This window comes from Legionella qingyii (assembly GCF_003184185.1).
Genome location: NZ_QHJG01000021.1, coordinates 94,337 through 111,941, shown reverse-complemented (window position 1 = coordinate 111,941; position 17,605 = coordinate 94,337). Strand labels below are relative to the sequence as shown.

The window sequence follows — 17,605 nt, the reverse complement described above, 5'->3', positions numbered from 1 at the left end:
CATAATGGACTCAATATTCGGGTGGAGGGCCCCACTCGAGGAGTGCTTCATTCGATTCAAATCACCAACGGGCCACAGACAGTACTTGCCCTCATGGGAAAAACAAGAAACCGCCTCACTGTAACCGTCGGGCGGCACACCAACTGGGCGCCACAACAACGAACCCAATTTCGGGACACTAAAGAAGTTTGGCACGATGCCGCAGCATTGAGTCTTTGTATCTAAAATTCGACAAGAGCTCTTGCTTGTGGAACAAAAATTTAACTTGACTGAGTCCTTGCCAAACAAAAAATAAGGTCTGAAATTAATCACCTTAATAATACCTTAATCAATTTGATTTAAAATTAAATTTCAAGGTTAAAATTAAGGTGTTATGAAATGAAAAAAGGCAACAATGAAAATCTTTTAAATGTGACTTATAAGGTTGTAAAAGAGGGCTTGGTGGGAAAGGCAGATCCAAACTATGAGTACAAATTTCCAGAGCGAAAAATGTTACATGAAAAAACCCCATCTCACGTGCAAGCCGTTAACCAACATCTGGATAAAGAGGGTATTGATTTAGAGAAAAAACATGTCGAGCATTTTGAAAGAGGAACGCAAATAGATGATTTTAAACCCAAGAATATACTGGAAAGAGGACGCAAGGAGTTTAAAACGCTAAAAAATGAAACTAAAATAGCACAGTCTTTTCATGAAGAAGCCGAGGCGGAACTACAAAAAGGAGCTAATGCTGATCAAAGAAAGATTGTTTATGCCAAGGCTGGATGGCTGGCACACACTATGTTGGGAGGAGCCAAAGCAGCGAGAAATCCGTATTTTGCTCATGAAGAGGGTTTTGAAATTGGAACCACAGCGGACTACCTTTTGAGTTCAAAACAAAATTCAAAAAAATGATAATCATAAAAGAAATCCGGTAGAACCAAAATTCTACTGGATTTCTGCTTTGTTTCCTAATTCATCGTCATGGAGTTACTATCAAAATTTAGGTAGATCTATAGGCTGTTGCTCATCCAAATGTCATTTATCCGAAAGTCTTGATAGCTGTCATTAAACCTATGGTATCTGTCTGAGACACCTGAAATGTTAGTAAAGTTTTAATTTTTTTTGCAATAAAACCTAATTAATCAGCTATAATTGGTTTTATCCTAATTCTGTAATTTACCTATTTTAGGAAGGATATGTTTAAATTTTCATCTAAAAATACAACTTCATTTACCACACAACATGATGTTTTAAAAAAATATAATTTGGCAACCAATGATGATGGAAAAACAGTTGGTATGTGCAGGCCAATGTCAAATGTCTACTTGAACATTATTTTGCGGGGAGAAAGTCCAGACAATTATCTAAAAGATGATAAAAAATTTCTTGCAGAAGCTATTAAAGAAGAAAACATGGAGTTAGAAGCTGAAAATGACGGGAATAAGGACGCTGATCATTTCGCATTTCATCAAAATAATATTCCACATACCGATGAAGAGATTCGTAAAAAAGATTTAACTGCAGAGAAATTTAAAACGATATTAGAACAAAGCAAACATGTTTTAGTTACATACCCTGTTACTAAAGAGATATCACATGAAGTATATATAGGGAGAGATAAAGGCTCTTCTTGCCGCTTTTTTGATGCCAACATTGAAGGCGGAGAACGAAAAGGATCATGCGATAAACTTATTACTGAGTTTGTTAACAGAGTACAAAAAGAGTATGTAGATGAGGATAGGAGTTTTTATGTTGGTAAAAGTTCTCCATAAATACTGTCCCTTTATTTAGTTTTCGATTCAGTTCTTCTGAAAACAGTTTTGCTCAAGGTTTTCAGTATGAGCTAATAACGAATACGTATGTCCTCAAAAGGCTATTACTTTGTTTATCAAAAGATTGGGAATTTTTATTCCTTATTAAGATAGCTATAGTTTTGATCTTACTTTGATCATACTTCGCAGCAGGCCTGAGTGATTTCTTAACCTAAAGCTCGGAGAGCGCTTCGGAGCGTTCTGAGACAACTGCAAATCAAGCTGGTTTTACAAGGTGTTTTACATCATGTTCACAGGATTATCCACAGATTTTGTGGATAAATGATTTTTGAAAAATATCAAATTAAGCTTTGATAGTACTTGTTGAGTAAGGGATATTTTGAGCAATCTAAGAAGTTTATATTTGAAAGATGAGGGTAATTTGATGAAGTTATCCACAATGCATGTTTGGGGGAATTGAAAACTAGCCCAACCATATTAACAAAGAAAAAAATAAAAAACAGTCTTGACTTGGATATTTCTAAAAATTTTTTTATCCCTGTAAAAATTGTTCAAAATTACCTAACCATCGTTGGGTAATATTGCGGGCAGTTTGGGGCGATTCTTCTAAAAGTTTTGTTGCTATGGCGGGCAAAAGTGGAAGTAAATTACGATCCCGTTGCACATCAGCAATTTTAAATTGCCGATAACCACTTTGCCGAGTTCCTAGTACTTCGCCTGTACCCCTTAACTCCATATCTTTTTCAGCAATAATAAATCCATCATTGGTTGCGCGCATTATTTTTAATCGCTCAGCACCTTGTGCTGAGAGGGGTGCTTGATAAAGCAAAATACAATGAGATTGAGTACTTCCACGTCCTACTCGGCCGCGTAATTGATGGAGTTGCGATAAACCCAAACGTTCAGCGTTTTCGATAATCATAAGACTGGCATTAGGGACATCTACTCCGACTTCAATAACTGTTGTAGCAACCAGTAAGTTAATTTCACCACTTTTAAATGCAGCCATAGTTGCTTCTTTTTCCAAAGGTTTCATTCGTCCATGGACAAGGCCTACGCGTGCTTCAGGAAGTTGTTCTTGTAAGGCATGTGCTGTTTCAGTAGCAGCCATGCATTGTAATTTTTCAGATTCTTCAATGAGCGTACATACCCAATAAACTTGCCGACCATTGGCTATAGCTACTTCTAATCGTTCAATGACTGTTTCCCGCTTGTTCTGGCTTAATACCGCGGTTGCAATGGGCATGCGTCCTGGAGGCAATTCATCGATAATTGAGATATCCAAGTGGGAAAAGTGGGTCATGGAGAGTGTTCGTGGGATAGGTGTGGCGGTCATTAATAATTGATGAGGAATGAGTTCCTCTTGTTGTCCTTTTTGTTGCAAAAGTAATCTTTGCTCCACTCCAAATCGATGTTGTTCATCAATAATAACTAGACCTAAGCGAGCAAATTGCACCGCTTCTTGAAATAAGGCATGAGTGCCAATAATGAGCTGGCAACTGTGATCAGCTAATGCAGCAAATACCATTCTTCGTTCACTTAGCTTCATTTTCCCACTAAGTCTTAATATTTTGATTCCCAAAGGCTCCAACCAACGGATCAAATTATTGGCGTGTTGCTCGCTTAGTAGATCAGTAGGGGCCATGAAGGCGACTTGTTGTTCATTGGCAATCGCTTGTAATGCAGCAAGGGCCGCAATGATTGTTTTTCCTGCACCCACGTCCCCTTGTACCAAGCGTAACATGGGTTTCGTTTGCATTAGATCCTGGCTAATTTCATGGGCGACTCGATGCTGTGCTTTGGTGAGTGTAAATGGAAGAGACTCTAAAAAACGTTGTATCAATTTTTGATCTGTAGGTAATGCGACAGCATGTAACCTATTACGTGCCGCTCTGGCGAATTGCATGCTAAGGCGTTGTGCTAACAATTCATCAAAAACCAACCTTTTCAGAGCAGGATGATGGCCTTCTTCTAGGGATTGCACGGAGATATCTGGTGGAGGATTATGTAATAATTGAATTGCATCTCCTAATGGGAAAAAGGAATTTGCTTGTAATTGTTCCTCGCTCATCCATTCCAATTGTTGAAGCTCTTGCTTGCAACTGTTTAAGGCGACGTTCACCAGCTGTCTTAATCGTGATTGACTTAGGCCTTGCGTGCTTGGGTAAATAGGTGTGAGTGTTTCATTGACTTGGCATTCATTTTCATCATCGAGCAACTGATATTCAGGATGAGTCATAGTCAAGGTATTGTTGAATTCACGAACTTCACCAAAGGCATGAATCATTGCACTGTTCTTTAGATTATTGATTTGATTTTTATTAAAATGGAAAAACTGTAGTCTTATTATTCCGGTTTTATCTTCTACATAACAATGCAGCATTGCACGCTTACCGGCTTTAATTTCTGTTTTACATACCCGACCAGCAATCACACACCACTCATTAACGCGTAAATCTTGAATGGGCGTTATTCGAGTTCGGTCTTGATAGCGATAAGGTAAATGGAACAGTAAATCACGCACAGAATGGATACCACATTTTGCAAGTTTTGCCGCAAGTGTTGGTCCGATACCGCTTAGTGATTCACACGAGTTAGATAACACAGTATTAATGATATTTGAAAAGAGTGGGTATTTAAGTGTAACTCATAGTTCATACAGGAACAATTTACTGTTTTTTATTAAGAGAGCAAATTGTGATTCATAAGGTATATAAAACCTTTTCATATGGTACAAAAAAGCGCATAATAGCATCATTTTTTGATGGAATACCAAGTAGCATGAAACATACTGTAGAGCAGCTTTTAAAACACGCTTTAATATCATTACAAAAGGCAGGTGAGGTACCTACTGATTTGGATATTGATATAAAGGTAGACCGTTCAAAAGATTCTGCTCATGGTGATTATGCCAGTAATTTGGCTTTGATTTTAGCTAAACCATGTCGTCAGGCACCTCGTAAAATAGCAGAGCTATTAGTTCAAGCTATTCCGGCTGATCCTTCTGTGGATAAAGTGGAAATCGCTGGGGCAGGGTTTATTAATTTCTTCATACGCAGCAGTTCTCGCTCCCAAGTTATTGGTGAAATATTGGAAAAGGGCGAGCAATTTGGCCGGAGTACTATTGGTCAAAATCAAAAAGTACTGATCGAATTTGTTTCTGCTAACCCAACCGGTCCTTTGCATGTAGGGCATGGAAGAGGTGCTGCCTTTGGGGCTACTTTGGGAAATGTTTTAAAGGCGGCTGGCTATGATGTAACTTTGGAATATTATGTTAACGATGCTGGACGGCAAATGAATATTCTTGCTGCCAGTGTGTGGTTACGTTATCTCGAGCTTGCTGGTGAGCCTGTTATCATTCCTGCCAATGCTTATAAAGGTGGTTATGTTTCCGAAATTGCGCAGGAATTTTGGGCAGAACACGGTAAAGAATACGTACATCCATGGGCTAGTGTAGTTGAAGGGTTACCTCTTGATGAGCCTCATGGTGGAGACAAAGAACTTTATATCGATGCTTTAGTTGCTCGTGCAAAACAACTTTTAAGTTTGGATGTTTTTACCCTATTTCATCAACACGCATTGAATACAGTGCTTGATGATATCAAAGATGATCTTGCTGATTTTGGTGTGAAATACGATAGTTGGTTCTCCGAACAATCCTTATTTGAAGATGGGTCCATTCAAAAAGGTATTCAGGCGCTTAAGGATAGTGGTCATACCTTTGAAAAGGAGGGGGCGCTTTGGTTTAGGGCGACTGATTTTGGTGATGAAAAGGATCGAGTCCTCGTGCGTGCTAACGGCCATACTACCTATTTTGCTTCGGATGTCGCTTATCATTGGAATAAGTATGATAGAGGTTATGATCGGGTAATTGATATTTTTGGTGCAGATCATCATGGCTATATCACTCGATTGCGAGCTGTTGTTAAAGCTTTGGGGCATGATGAAAGTGCACTAGATGTGTTACTCGTTCAATTTGCTATTTTATATCGTGGTTCTGAGCGGGTGCAAATGTCGACACGTAGTGGTTCTTTTGTCACTTTAAGAGAATTACGCAACGAGGTAGGGAACGATGCGGCGCGCTTCTTTTATGTAGCACGCAAGTCAGAACAACATATGGATTTTGATTTGGATTTGGCAAAATCAGAATCCAGTGATAATCCGATTTATTATATTCAGTATGCTCATGCAAGAATATGCTCTGTATTAAGACAATTAAAGGAACGAGGCTTGCTTTGGGACAAGGCAATTGGGTTAAACCATATCGATTTATTAGATCAATCTCATGAAACTCATTTGATTTCTTTAATTAGCCGGTATCCAGAAATTGTAGAATTGGCGGCTGAGCATTGTGAGCCTCATCAAGTGGCTTATTATTTACGTGAAGTAGCCAATGGCTTGCATAGCTATTATAATGCTGTTCCGCTTTTGTGTGAGCAAGAGCAATTGCGATGTGCTCGTCTTTGTCTGCTAGAGGCAGTACGTCAGATATTAAAGAATGGTTTGGAATTATTGGGCGTATCAGCTCCTGAGAGTATGTGATGGCAAAAGAATATGGAAATAGGCGTTCTTCGCGGTCGCGCAGTGCTGGACCGCATCAGTTTTTAGTGATTACGCTTACTTTTTTATTAGGGTATTTGACCGCTTCTTTTTTTGATATAGAAACCGTAAGTCAATGGGTAAATTCCCAGGTTTTGGCGCATCATGAAATTAAAAAAGAAGCTCCTAAGCCCGGGGCACAACATGCCGCGATTCCACCTAAACCAAAATTTGAGTTTTATACACTACTAACTAATGAGAAAGTTCCAAACTCCCAAACAAATGCTAATTCTGCAGCTTCAGTTCAACCTGCAGCAACTGTGGCTACCCCAACCGCACCAACTACAGCTAGTTCAGCTGTTAAGGCAACAGCAGTCAATGTTGCCAATGCAGCAGCACCAATAAAACCTAATGTTTCTAAAGCACCTGTTGCTGCTAACAATGCAGCCATAGCAAAACCTGCTACTTCAGATAAAGGGAAATATTTAGTACAGGTGGCTTCTTTTAAGGCGCGCAAAGATGCCGAGCAAATGAAGGGTACATTGATACTTAAAGGCTTTAGTGTTTATATCATCCCTGTAAGTCATCCCACAAAAGGTAATTGGTTCCGGGTAGTAGTGGGTCCTTATTCTAATCGCGCACTTGCCCAACAGGCGCAAATGACTTTGGCAAAAAATGAACGTCTAAACGGTATGGTTACCAGCGGTTGATAAGATCGCTGTTAACATTTAACCCAGGGTAGGGTAAAGTCTAAAGCTAGAATTTGCTTAACGACGCACAACTACCTGAATGTTTGCTGCATTCTTGATTGCGTGAGGCTTACTAACCCCTATAGTAATTTGAGTGACTTTAAATTGTTTCTTGATTAAATCTGCAACTTCATTGGCAACTGATTCAATGAGTTGAAATGATTTTGATTCAACATAATGAGTTACACTGTCACAAAGAGCTTCATAATCTATGGTCTTAGTCAAATCTTCCTGACACGCACTGAAATCAGTATCAATACTGATATCAATTAATAATTGTTGATTAATGCGTTGTTCCCATGCATAAACGCCAATTTTGGTACTTACATTAAGAGCTTTGATATTTAAGGTATCCAAGGTTATTTCCGCCTACCCAAAGTAATTTACTGATGATTTTATCTAAATAGTTATTGTTATGTATAGAGTTGTGTCGCTCGGATGAAAACGAATCTGTAACCTGGAGGCTTCCCAGGAATAATTCTACACATCATTTATACTTTTAATTCATTACTTTCAGAATGTTCTACCTGATTTTGAGTAGCATCAGATTTATTGAATAGGGTGCCCACTGTTTTGTCGTATCCAAGTATAGGTAATGCGAGTACTAACATCAAAGATAAGCCAAGAATCATTTTACTAAATAAAATAGGTCCGGCAACACTACCTGCCATTACCCTAAATGAAGTATGAACGTTTTCATCCACTGCAACACGCCATAAATAAGTAGCCATCACGGGGGCTAAAGTCAGGTCCAATAAACCCAAAGCAGGAAAACCGGTATATTCATCATCAAATTGTTTGCCTGTAATTGCATGATAAGCACTTTCAAAACGCACAGCTAAGCTGGATGAAGGGGAAAACAATAAACGTAAATGACGATATCGACTTTCACTTATAAATTGTCCTATCTTTTTGACACTAAATTGTTCTATATCTTCTTTCTTTAAAATTTGTGATTGAATCTGTTTTTCATCAGAGTCCATATAAATTCTGGCGATGGGATTTTTATCTTGTTCGGTTTGATGCTTTGGGAAACTATATTCAACTGCCTCGGCAATTAATTGTCCCATGATCACAGAGCCTTGCTCATTAGGTTCAATTTGCCAGGCATGCTTTCCACCTAAAGGGTTTAATGACGAAGTCATATCAACAAAAACAATCTCTTTTTGTTTCGTTGCTACATAATTCAGGATTTCTCGATATAGTTCATTCATGGTTTCTTCAACTACAGTGAAAGGAGCGCGTCCTTTTCCTTCAGCACGCGCTAAATGAGAAAATCCAGTGTAAATAAAATAAGGGGTTAATTTTGTAATTGAGGGATAATATTGAGATAATAGGACGACACGACTAAGTTGAGGGTTATTCTCAATTAGCTCATCAATAATTTTTTTGTAATCTTTTAGTATCTTTGCTTTTACTTGAGCAAACGCTATGTTAATGGCTGGTTTGGCCTGCTCTGGTGTAATTCTTAAAAGGAGTTGAGGATGATTCATTTCCTTCATCAAGGTAATTGCTAGAGCCTCTCGGTAATTATTACCACCCACACTTAATACCGCAACGTCAGGTTTCCATTGGGTAACCGCATTCAATTGATGTACATAAGAGCCATTATGATCCATATCTCTTGGCAGAACTTTATCTAAGGAACAATATTTCATTAGATCTTCTGTCGTAGCACCATCAACGGCAAAATTTCCTATCTCGTAGGAGTCAGATGAATCATTATGAGCGAGAGCAACTGCTGTTTGATGCGTTACTGTCTGGGTTTTCTGATCATAAGGTTTATTTTTATTGACCCAATATCCATTATCTAAAGTGGAGTCGCCCATTAAAGCAACTTTTTTGGGAGATTGTTCAGAGTTTCCAAGCACAATTTTTAATCTACCTGTGCTTTTAGGATATCCTGATCCTATTGATTGTGATGAATTTTTTATTAATCCCATAATAAACTCTAATTTTATAAAATTGATGCAGATTATGTTTCTAAATTTATTCTAGAGTCAATTCATAAACAATTATTGTATTAGTACGAGTGGATATTGCTTAAATATGTTAGCATTAGGGTATTTTGATGATGTTGAGATAACATGATGTATGATTTGGATCAATCTTTGTTTCTACGTGCTTTAAGACGACAACCCGTAGAACGAACTCCTGTTTGGATGATGCGTCAGGCTGGGCGTTATTTACCTGAATATCGAAAGACTAGAGAACAGGCGGGTGACTTTTTAAGCCTGTGCAAAAATCCCGATCTTGCATGTGAGGTTACATTACAACCTTTGCGTCGTTATGCTTTAGATGCTGCTATTTTATTTTCTGATATTTTGACAATTCCTGATGCGATGGGATTAGGTTTGTATTTTTCCGAGGGTGAGGGACCTTGTTTTCAGCGGCCTTTGCACGATACACAGGCAATTGCCAATTTGGAAGTCCCTGAAACAGATTCTTTAGCCTATGTAATGGATGCGGTACGACTAATCCGGCGAGAAATGCCAAGAGAGCTTCCTTTGATTGGTTTTGCAGGAAGCCCATGGACTTTAGCGTGTTATATGGTTGAAGGCAGAAGTACCAGAGACTTTAAGCGTATTTTGCATTTAATTTACACCGAAAGTGATGCGGCTCACATGTTGCTGCAAAAGTTAGCAGCATCTGTCGCAAATTATCTTATGGAACAAATCAAGGCGGGTGTTAATTCAGTCATGCTGTTTGATACTTGGGGTGGAATTTTAACACCAGAGAATTATCAAAAATTTTCCTTAGGGTACATGCAGCAGATTGTGCATCAAATTAAAGCGAATTACCCTAACATACCGGTTATTTTGTTTACCAAAGGCGGTGGTCAATGGTTGGAAAAAATGCTAATAACGGGGTGTGATGCTTTGGGAATCGATTGGACATGTGACTTGGGTGATGCACGCCGTAGAGTCGGTAATCAAGTTGCATTGCAGGGCAATCTTGATCCCAGCGTATTGTTGACTTCCAAACAATGTATTCGAGAAGAGGTAAAGAAGGTGTTGGCATCTTTCGGTGCAGGATCCGGACATGTGTTTAATCTTGGCCACGGCATTACTCCTGACGTGCCGCCGGAGCATGTTGCGGTGATGATAGAGGCTGTTCATGAGTTTAGCCCTTACTATCATCAACAGTGATATCAAATTGTAGCCTGGGTTTCGCTGCGCTCAGGCTATAAGTAGAGACAGATCTCTGGATGGTTATTTCTTTAAATATTTATTTAACAGAAGAGATACTTAACACCTACAGTGATTTCATTGCCACTTAAAGAAGAACTATATATGCCTTTGGGATTGTTAAAGGTAATAACTCGATGATCAATATTAGCATTTGTATGATTTCTGTATAAATTGTGAGCATATTCTAATTGAGCGACCCAATGTCTATTTAAGCTATAATCAACGCCTAATCCCAATTGCCAGACAGTAGTATTTCTATTAGTATTAATTGGATCCAAAAACATGGTGCCACTGCTATAAGTTCCACCTCTGATAAAATCGATTTGGTGTTCAATTCTAACCGTTTCAATTCCTGCTAAACCATATAGCAACCATTTCTCTAATGCGATGCCTGATTTTACTCGACCGCCAAATGCACTTTTTTGTTTAATGTTCCATTTTAAATTAGGTGTATGCCTCTTGACTTCAGCATCCGTAATTTCAGCAATCAGTTCACCGCCGATATAAAATACATGAAACGCTTTTCCATACCCTGCAGTTATCTGGCCAAGCAACCTGGTATTGCTTGTATTCAGATGAGCGTTATATTTGCTGACATTGGCAACTTTTTTACGATTGAATTCCAAGCTTTGATCGCTTGATATTCTAAGACCACCTAAGGCACCGCCCAAATAAAAGCCACTGAATTGATCTGAATTATTAACTAAACCATTGGCTAGTGTGCATGCTGGTACTATCCCTAAACCCAATCCTAATAGTAGTGCTTTCATGACTAATCCCTTAATGTTAATTATTTGTTGCCATTATGGCACTTTGACCGACTAAGCAGGTGACGCCAACGCGACTAAACGCAATAATAACATCTTGATAAGGATAGCCTCTATTATAAGCAGCTTGAATAACGCCACAGGCCCCATATGCGAAATCAGTCCCGGGAATCCAATAATGCATGTTGGCATCCAAAATAATTCGGTACGCTTTACTAATTGTCCAACCAGGCGTGGTACTTAATAAATAAAACGCTTTATTAAAAACACCACTTGAATAGTGAACATTCATACCTGGGATGAAATTAGCGGCATTATCAATAGAACGACCATCCAATGGTGGGTTATTCATATAGCGTAATGGCTTACCAGTTTTAGAAATATTTGCACCGATAGTCCAATCATTACCGTTCCAATACCAAGTAAAGCCAAGAGTGGTACGTAAATAATTGTTAACAGTCATGCCAGTGATATCAGAAAATGCTTCGTTAATCCCTCCGGATTGCTGAAAATATATCAATGTTGAAAAATGATCGGTAACCAAATGGCCAAGTTCATGGGCCACTACATCTGCTTCTGTAAGTGGTGAAAACCGCGTTTGCCCATTACCAAATACCAGTTGTTGCGGTCCGACAATCCCGCCTTCTTGCATGCAATGTGGACCACAAGCAAACGCATTATCAAAATCAGCTAAGTGAGTATATACCCGCAACGGTAACTGCGTGCCAATTGGCGATGGAACCTTATATTGATTTGTAAGCATATTGAAGGTTTGTTTCACGAAATAGGTAACATCATTAATCGGAGATAAGCCATCATTCACCGGCGCAAATCCATCATCGGTCAAATTGGCATAGTTTGGTGATGAACAAGCATAAACAAAAGGTATAAGTTGGTAGGCAATTTCACTAGCAGTTGAGATTGGCAACTCAAAAGGCAATTGAGCTGCTTCCTGGTTTTTTAAATTGATTACCCGAAATAGATTATTAGAAATAGAACATGTATTGTTTTGGAACAAAATATCAAATTTACCTAAGGCATTGGTACCAGTCTCTAAGTTACCGAATTGATATCTTCCTGAGCGATAAGGTAAATTATTAAATGTGACTCCACCCGGGCCTTGGCCTAACGCAGATTTAGGTAGTGCGTCCCATTCCTGTAGCACGGTTCCTTTGTTCGCATCAATAATGTAAGAGGATATTGACGGCCCCCGGGAGGTCTTCTTCACATAAGAAATATGATAAGCAAGAATCGCTTTGCTTGAACTATTTTTATCAAAATAAATAATTTTTTTCGTATTGACACGAGTAGCAACAGAATTTCCGGCAGTTGCTATCGTTTCAGCTTGTGCAATTGAAATTTTACTATCTATATTAGGAACATCTTGAACAATATCATCAACTAATAGGCCCGTTACAGTTGTATTAGCGTTCGAGGAGATATGATAAATAACTTGGGCGCCAAAAACAGGTAAACCATCATAATACTGATTATAACGTACATGACTTACTTCAGAGGTATCAACGTTCCCCCCGATTAATTGTAAGGTATTAATCGTATTTTTTTGAATGGATAAATTTGTAGGTAACTGCAGATCCGGTGAACTTGGTGCGTTATGTTTCAGGTGAAAATTTTTTAATAATGATGCATGATCTTCCACTTTCCCCCATAGAAGCTTTTGTTGGGCTGCATAAATTGTCAGAGGAGATAGGCATATGACTAATGTGAATCCTTGCAACAGTTTTGGCAACTTCCTTGCCCTCATGTTTTACTCCTTTGATGATAATGTATCTTAATACGGAACAAATTTCAGATTAAAAAATTCCTTTAACTAAATTTTGAAAAAAATCTAGGGCTGTTGATAATTTATCTCTATTGTCTACATAAATTAGTTTGACTGAAATCGTGTATTGTTAAGTTGACTGCCAGTTTATCGCGCCCTATTAAATTTAATAGGGTGCTTGATTTCCTGATTATTGAATCCAGAATGAGTTTTAGATCTGGCCTGAACTTAGGGCAATATAATTATTGTGTTAAACATTGACTTAAACTCGATGTAGCACAATCCTCTGACAAATCAATCATCACATGAGGCTCTTTGTGGAACGAAAGAGAGTGTTCTTCCTCTACCGCTCTTTTTAGTTTCTGATATTTTTTGTCTTTAAGAGCATTCACTTTCTCAATGAGATGATGATATAAAATTATATCTGATTGGGTTGGAGGAAGCGTTAATTTTCTTATTTGATCAGCATGTTCTAATTCTTCTTGAGTAGGGAAAGTGTAGTTGTCCGACTTATGAGAGAAAATCGAAAAAAGTGAAAAAGAGGGACGGGACTGGACAGAAACTGATTTTGCTTCAGGATAATGTGAAAACAATGATGAAGAACTATTCTCATTCTCTTTTAATTTTTTAGATTTATCCTGATGATTATGTGACATTAAAAAAGTAAGATTTAATGATTTTCTATTTTTAGATTTGTTTGAAATGGATTCATTGGCCTTAGTTCCTGATGATGTTAATAAAGAGTTATCCTCTCGCTCTTTTGATATTATCGGATTACCTTGATATCGAGGTGATAATAGAGGAGCAACATTGAATGAATTGCTGACCTGTGATTTTTTTGATTTGCCTGCATGTGAATGTTCTTCGGCCCATGCACAAATGAGATTACCAACATTCTTCATTTTTTTTGCTAAAAGTGCCTGCCTTGGTCCCCAAGGTTCAGGAGGTGTTAATGAGTTTACTTTCCCCCATTTTGTTAAGGCTTCATTGAACGCTTTCTCTCCTGCCTTGGTTTGCTGAATTCCTTCATCGCCGAGGATACCAGGAAGAATTCTGGCTATAATGAGATTTGCATTGTTTATTGTATCCAGCATTAATTTATCTGGAGTTGTCTCTGGCTGGTTGAATAATTCAAGGTAGATTTTAGGTATGTCGATTAATCGTTTCCTTACTTTTAGATGATTTAATAATTGCAATTCAACGGAAATTTGTTCAATTATTTTCTTACCTTCTTTTGCAGCACTTTCAAATCCCGAGTGCGCGTTCCAAATACTGGACAATGATATATTTAGATGAAAGCTGCCTTGTTCATTAATACATTCTGTCCAAATCTCATTAAGAAGAGATAATGCTTGTTGGAGTGCTTGTTCTGCTTGAGGTTGATTTTTTTCTTGCAGAAATCTCTGGAGCTCGTCATCTGCATCAAGTATTTTTTCTTGGGTTTTGCTAAATTCCATGTATTTTTTTAGATGAGTAAGATACTGATTTAAATGTTCCAAAAAAAACAATTGATCTTCTATAAACGCAGCAATGGCTGCAGCTTGAAATCCCGCTCGCAAAGAACAATTTGGCGTGTTTAACCATTCTTGAACAGTATGGCTTTCTTTACCAATTCTTACATTTGTTTGCAATAAGTTATCGATTTTTAATAAGTTTTCTTCATGAAGAACTGTAGGGGGATGCGCTTGCGAATTTGGGTCTTGCTTGTTAGTTATCAATTCGGCCTCATATTTTTCATAATGAATTAATTATGCGCCGATTGTCGCACGATATTTGAAAAAATCAAACTAAGAGTGTTAATGAATATGCAGCCTGTGACGGAAGCCTGGTAGCTCGCAAAGTACTATTATCTTTCATTCTTTCCGGCTGCAAGCAGCCAAGTTACCAACACAATTAAACTCCTTCCAGGCTCTTTTTAATTTTTTGGATTTGAATTTTCTTGATTTATCCTCTATGTTAAAAATATGGACTCTTCTCTATACATATTCAATGAAACGGATGTCACACACCATAACGTATTCTCAAAAAATAATTGATGATGTTCTTATCGATTTAGCACTGCAAGGTGGTGGTGCTCATGGTGCATTTACATGGGGCGTGTTGGATCGTATATTAGAAGAAAAGAAGTTACGAATCGATGGCATTTCGGGTACATCTGCTGGTGCTATGAATGCAGCGGTCCTTGCCGATGGGTACACCAAAGATGGTCCTCAGGGAGCACGCGACTTGCTTGAATTGTTCTGGAAGAGCGTCTCTGAAGCGGCGCGATTTAGTCTCTTACAACGCAGTCCTCTTGATATTATTCTGGGCCAGTGGTCGCTTGATTATTCTCCTTTTTTTATCACCATGGATATCTTATCTCGATTGTTTTCACCCTATGATCTTGACCCATTCGGAGTTAATCCACTTCACACTATTTTAATGGAAACTATCGACTTTAAGCGATTGTCCCGTAGTCCAATCAAATTATTTATTACTGCGACAAACGTTAGCAGCGGCAGAGGAAGAGTATTTCGCAATGACGAAATCACTCCGGATGTGCTTCTTGCGTCCGCATGTCTACCTACACTTTTTAAGGCGGTCGAAATCAATGGAGAGCATTACTGGGATGGAGGATACTCAGGGAATCCCACAATTACACCGCTGGTACGGGAATGTAAATCACATGATACGATTTTAGTTCAAATCAATCCCGTAACACGGCCAGATATTCCTCAGTCTGCACGAGGCATTCTAAACCGTCTGAATGAAGTTTCGTTCAATGCTGTGTTGCTTAAGGAGCTTCGCATGATTGCTTTATTACGGCAATTGGCGCATCCAGATAATTCCGAAGGAGCAAAATGGGCTGGCATGCGGATACATCGAGTGAGCAGCGACATCATGATCGAGCTCGGCTATTCATCCAAGCTCAATGCAGAATGGGACTTTTTGCTCATGTTACGTGATGAAGGGCGTCGAGCTGCTGACGCCTTTCTCTCAGAACATGCGAATGACCTTGGCAGGCGCTCGTCGCTTGATCTCGATATATTTCTTGAAGGAGTTTAACTTAGGGTAACTCTCGAGATGCTCTTTGGACTATTACTGGAGCAACTATCTTGAATTTAGAGCCAAAACAGTTGCTATTTAATTTCTATAAAGAACGATGTGAAAAAACGAAACTTCCCATGACAAACAAAGAACTATTCATTTCCAAACTGTCTACTCAATTGAATGGCCATTTCTAATGATTGTTCATAATTGAGTCGGGGGTCAACCAGGCTATGATAAGCTTTTTTCAGATCATCTGCTGATAACCCGCGAGCGCCTCCAATACACTCTGTAACGTTATCACCAGTAAGTTCAAAATGAACCCCCCCTAGATAACTGCCCATAGTGCGATGAATTTCCAAAGCTTGTTTGAGCTCTAAAAGTATGTTGTCAAAGTGGCGAGTCTTAATGCCATCCACTGTTGTCTCTGTATTTCCGTGCATGGGATCACAAGACCAGGTCACTGGAATTTTTGTTTTTCTCACGGCTTCAATAAGTGGGGGAAGCAGTTTATCTATATGGCGCGCTCCTAGTCGAGTGAACAACAAAAGTCGTCCCTCTTCACGCTGAGGGTTTGCTCGATGCAATACTTCTTCTAACCATTCGGGAGTAGCTGAAGGTCCAATTTTGATCCCAATGGGATTTTCAACGCCGCGTAAAAACTCCAAATGTGCGCTGTCAGCTTGTGCTGTGCGCATACCAATCCAGGGTAGGTGAGTAGAGAGGTTATACCATAAACCATCTTCCATTTGACGAGTCAATGCTTGCTCATAATGCAAATGCAGGGCTTCATGAGAAGTATAAAAATCCACTTTAGCCAAGTTACTGGCTTGTATTCCACTAACGGTATCTAAAAAGTCCAAAGTATCGGCAATTGATTTAACCAGAGTTTGATACTCATCTTTTTGTTTTGAATGTTCAACAAAACCCAAATCCCATTGCTGAGGGTGATTTAGGCTTGCAAAACCACTGTCGAGTAAGCTACGAATGAAATTTAAAGTGATTGCTGAGCAGTTGTACGCTTGCAATAATAATTTAGGGTTGGGCTCCCGTGCCTCCCGAGTAAACTCAGGGGAGTTAACCAAATCACCTCGATAGCTGGGTAAAGTGACTCCTTCTATCGTTTCATAATCTGAAGAACGGGGTTTTGCATATTGCCCAGCAATTCGTCCAACACGAATAATGGGTTTTCGTAAGCCATGCAATAAAATCAAGCTCATCTGTAAAATGATTTTTAGTTTATTGCTAATAACTTCCGAACGACAATCATTAAATGATTCAGCGCAGTCTCCACCTTGGAGAATAAAAGCTTCTCCACGTCCAGCTCGTGCAATTTCTTTTTTCAAATTCTTTACTTCACTACTGGTAACCAGAGGAGGTAAAAGGCTCAGTTGTTCTACAATTTTATTTAACTGTTCTTTATCGGAATAAGTTGCAGCTTGTAAATACGAGTACTGGAGCCAAGAGGTAGGCGACCATTTTTGCATAAAAAAACCTATGTAACTTTTTTGAGTCTAAGTATGGAATAAATGAACACATACTGCAAGCGAACTGGGCCTTAAATGATAAAGCTTTTATCCATATTACTTATATGCATAAAACTTTAGGGACACTGAAGGCAAAGGGAAGAAGGGGCTATGCTTATAAGGAGAATATTTATAATGATGAAAGCGCCTGACAACGTCTGTTGCCATAGCGCGCTTTAAGTTTTTCGATTTTTTAGGATCTTTTGGCATTTGGTTTCTTCTATATAATTGGAATTTAGTCCAAACCAAATTCAATTTGTTTCGTTGAA

Annotated in this window: 13 protein-coding genes; 6 read left to right on the top strand and 7 right to left on the bottom strand. The window is 38.7% G+C overall.

Annotated features, from left to right (window positions below):
* The first annotated feature begins 378 nt into the window (after positions 1-378).
* Both DGG96_RS13290 and DGG96_RS13285 read left to right on the top strand, forming a co-directional pair.
* Positions 379-894, top strand: a complete 516-nt coding sequence (locus DGG96_RS13290) for a hypothetical protein (protein ID WP_110143139.1) — start codon at positions 379-381, stop codon at positions 892-894.
* 284 nt (positions 895-1,178) lie between these two features.
* The gene (locus DGG96_RS13285) at positions 1,179-1,754 is read left to right on the top strand and encodes a hypothetical protein (protein ID WP_110143138.1); all 576 of its coding nucleotides are present in this window, start codon (positions 1,179-1,181) and stop codon (positions 1,752-1,754) included.
* Positions 1,755-2,286: 532 nt separating this feature from the next.
* On the opposite strand, the gene recG is transcribed toward DGG96_RS13285, so the two are convergent.
* Positions 2,287-4,359: an ATP-dependent DNA helicase RecG gene (recG, locus tag DGG96_RS13280; protein ID WP_110143137.1), complete on the bottom strand. Its 2,073-nt coding sequence runs from the start codon at positions 4,357-4,359 to the stop codon at positions 2,287-2,289.
* Positions 4,360-4,535: 176 nt separating this feature from the next.
* On the opposite strand from recG, the gene argS reads away from it, so the two are divergent.
* On the top strand, positions 4,536-6,296 hold the full coding sequence (argS, locus tag DGG96_RS13275) for an arginine--tRNA ligase (protein WP_110143239.1): 1,761 nt from the start codon (positions 4,536-4,538) through the stop codon (positions 6,294-6,296).
* Complete coding sequence (locus DGG96_RS13270; RefSeq protein ID WP_110143136.1) at positions 6,296-7,003, top strand: SPOR domain-containing protein; 708 nt, start codon at positions 6,296-6,298, stop codon at positions 7,001-7,003. The genes argS and DGG96_RS13270 overlap by 1 nt, the downstream gene beginning before the upstream one ends.
* A 57-nt stretch (positions 7,004-7,060) precedes the next feature.
* Here DGG96_RS13270 and folB read toward each other — a convergent pair whose 3' ends face one another.
* Positions 7,061-7,399 carry a dihydroneopterin aldolase gene (gene folB, locus DGG96_RS13265; protein WP_110143135.1) on the bottom strand — a complete coding sequence of 113 codons (339 nt, stop codon included), beginning with the start codon at positions 7,397-7,399 and terminating at the stop codon, positions 7,061-7,063.
* A 134-nt stretch (positions 7,400-7,533) separates the two neighbouring features.
* Entirely contained in the window at positions 7,534-8,985 is a 1,452-nt protein-coding gene (locus DGG96_RS13260; RefSeq protein ID WP_110143134.1) for an SGNH/GDSL hydrolase family protein, read from the bottom strand.
* 147 nt (positions 8,986-9,132) lie between these two features.
* Between DGG96_RS13260 and hemE the strand changes: the two genes are divergently transcribed.
* Complete coding sequence (gene hemE, locus DGG96_RS13255) at positions 9,133-10,191, top strand: uroporphyrinogen decarboxylase (RefSeq protein WP_165831617.1); 1,059 nt, start codon at positions 9,133-9,135, stop codon at positions 10,189-10,191.
* Between the two features lie 83 nt (positions 10,192-10,274).
* Here hemE and DGG96_RS13250 read toward each other — a convergent pair whose 3' ends face one another.
* The 3 genes from DGG96_RS13250 to DGG96_RS13240 form a co-directional block, all read right to left on the bottom strand.
* The gene (locus tag DGG96_RS13250) at positions 10,275-11,003 is read right to left on the bottom strand and encodes an outer membrane protein (protein WP_110143132.1); all 729 of its coding nucleotides are present in this window, start codon (positions 11,001-11,003) and stop codon (positions 10,275-10,277) included.
* A 16-nt stretch (positions 11,004-11,019) separates the two neighbouring features.
* Positions 11,020-12,765 (bottom strand): M4 family metallopeptidase, encoded by a 1,746-nt coding sequence (locus DGG96_RS13245; protein WP_110143131.1) that lies wholly within the window; start codon positions 12,763-12,765, stop codon positions 11,020-11,022.
* Positions 12,766-13,025: 260 nt separating this feature from the next.
* Positions 13,026-14,501, bottom strand: a complete 1,476-nt coding sequence (locus DGG96_RS13240) for a hypothetical protein (RefSeq protein WP_110143130.1) — start codon at positions 14,499-14,501, stop codon at positions 13,026-13,028.
* A gap of 280 nt (positions 14,502-14,781) precedes the next feature.
* On the opposite strand from DGG96_RS13240, the gene DGG96_RS13235 reads away from it, so the two are divergent.
* Entirely contained in the window at positions 14,782-15,828 is a 1,047-nt protein-coding gene (locus DGG96_RS13235) for a patatin-like phospholipase family protein (RefSeq protein ID WP_110143129.1), read from the top strand.
* A gap of 134 nt (positions 15,829-15,962) precedes the next feature.
* Here the strand turns inward: DGG96_RS13235 and DGG96_RS13230 are convergent, their stop codons facing one another.
* Positions 15,963-17,297 (bottom strand): 3-deoxy-7-phosphoheptulonate synthase class II, encoded by a 1,335-nt coding sequence (locus DGG96_RS13230; RefSeq protein WP_110143128.1) that lies wholly within the window; start codon positions 17,295-17,297, stop codon positions 15,963-15,965.
* Positions 17,298-17,605 lie beyond the last annotated feature (308 nt).

Bases quoted from the DNA above. Each gene is read 5' to 3' on its own strand.
- DGG96_RS13290 (WP_110143139.1), top strand. From the start codon at position 379: ATGAAAAAAGGCAACAATGAAAATCTTTTAAATGTGACTTATAAGGTT.
- DGG96_RS13285 (WP_110143138.1), top strand. From the start codon at position 1,179: ATGTTTAAATTTTCATCTAAAAATACAACTTCATTTACCACACAACAT.
- argS (WP_110143239.1), top strand. From the start codon at position 4,536: ATGAAACATACTGTAGAGCAGCTTTTAAAACACGCTTTAATATCATTA.
- DGG96_RS13270 (WP_110143136.1), top strand. From the start codon at position 6,296: ATGGCAAAAGAATATGGAAATAGGCGTTCTTCGCGGTCGCGCAGTGCT.
- DGG96_RS13260 (WP_110143134.1), bottom strand. From the start codon at position 8,985: ATGGGATTAATAAAAAATTCATCACAATCAATAGGATCAGGATATCCT.
- hemE (WP_165831617.1), top strand. From the start codon at position 9,133: ATGTATGATTTGGATCAATCTTTGTTTCTACGTGCTTTAAGACGACAA.
- DGG96_RS13250 (WP_110143132.1), bottom strand. From the start codon at position 11,003: ATGAAAGCACTACTATTAGGATTGGGTTTAGGGATAGTACCAGCATGC.
- DGG96_RS13245 (WP_110143131.1), bottom strand. From the start codon at position 12,765: ATGAGGGCAAGGAAGTTGCCAAAACTGTTGCAAGGATTCACATTAGTC.
- DGG96_RS13235 (WP_110143129.1), top strand. From the start codon at position 14,782: ATGTCACACACCATAACGTATTCTCAAAAAATAATTGATGATGTTCTT.
- DGG96_RS13230 (WP_110143128.1), bottom strand. From the start codon at position 17,297: ATGCAAAAATGGTCGCCTACCTCTTGGCTCCAGTACTCGTATTTACAA.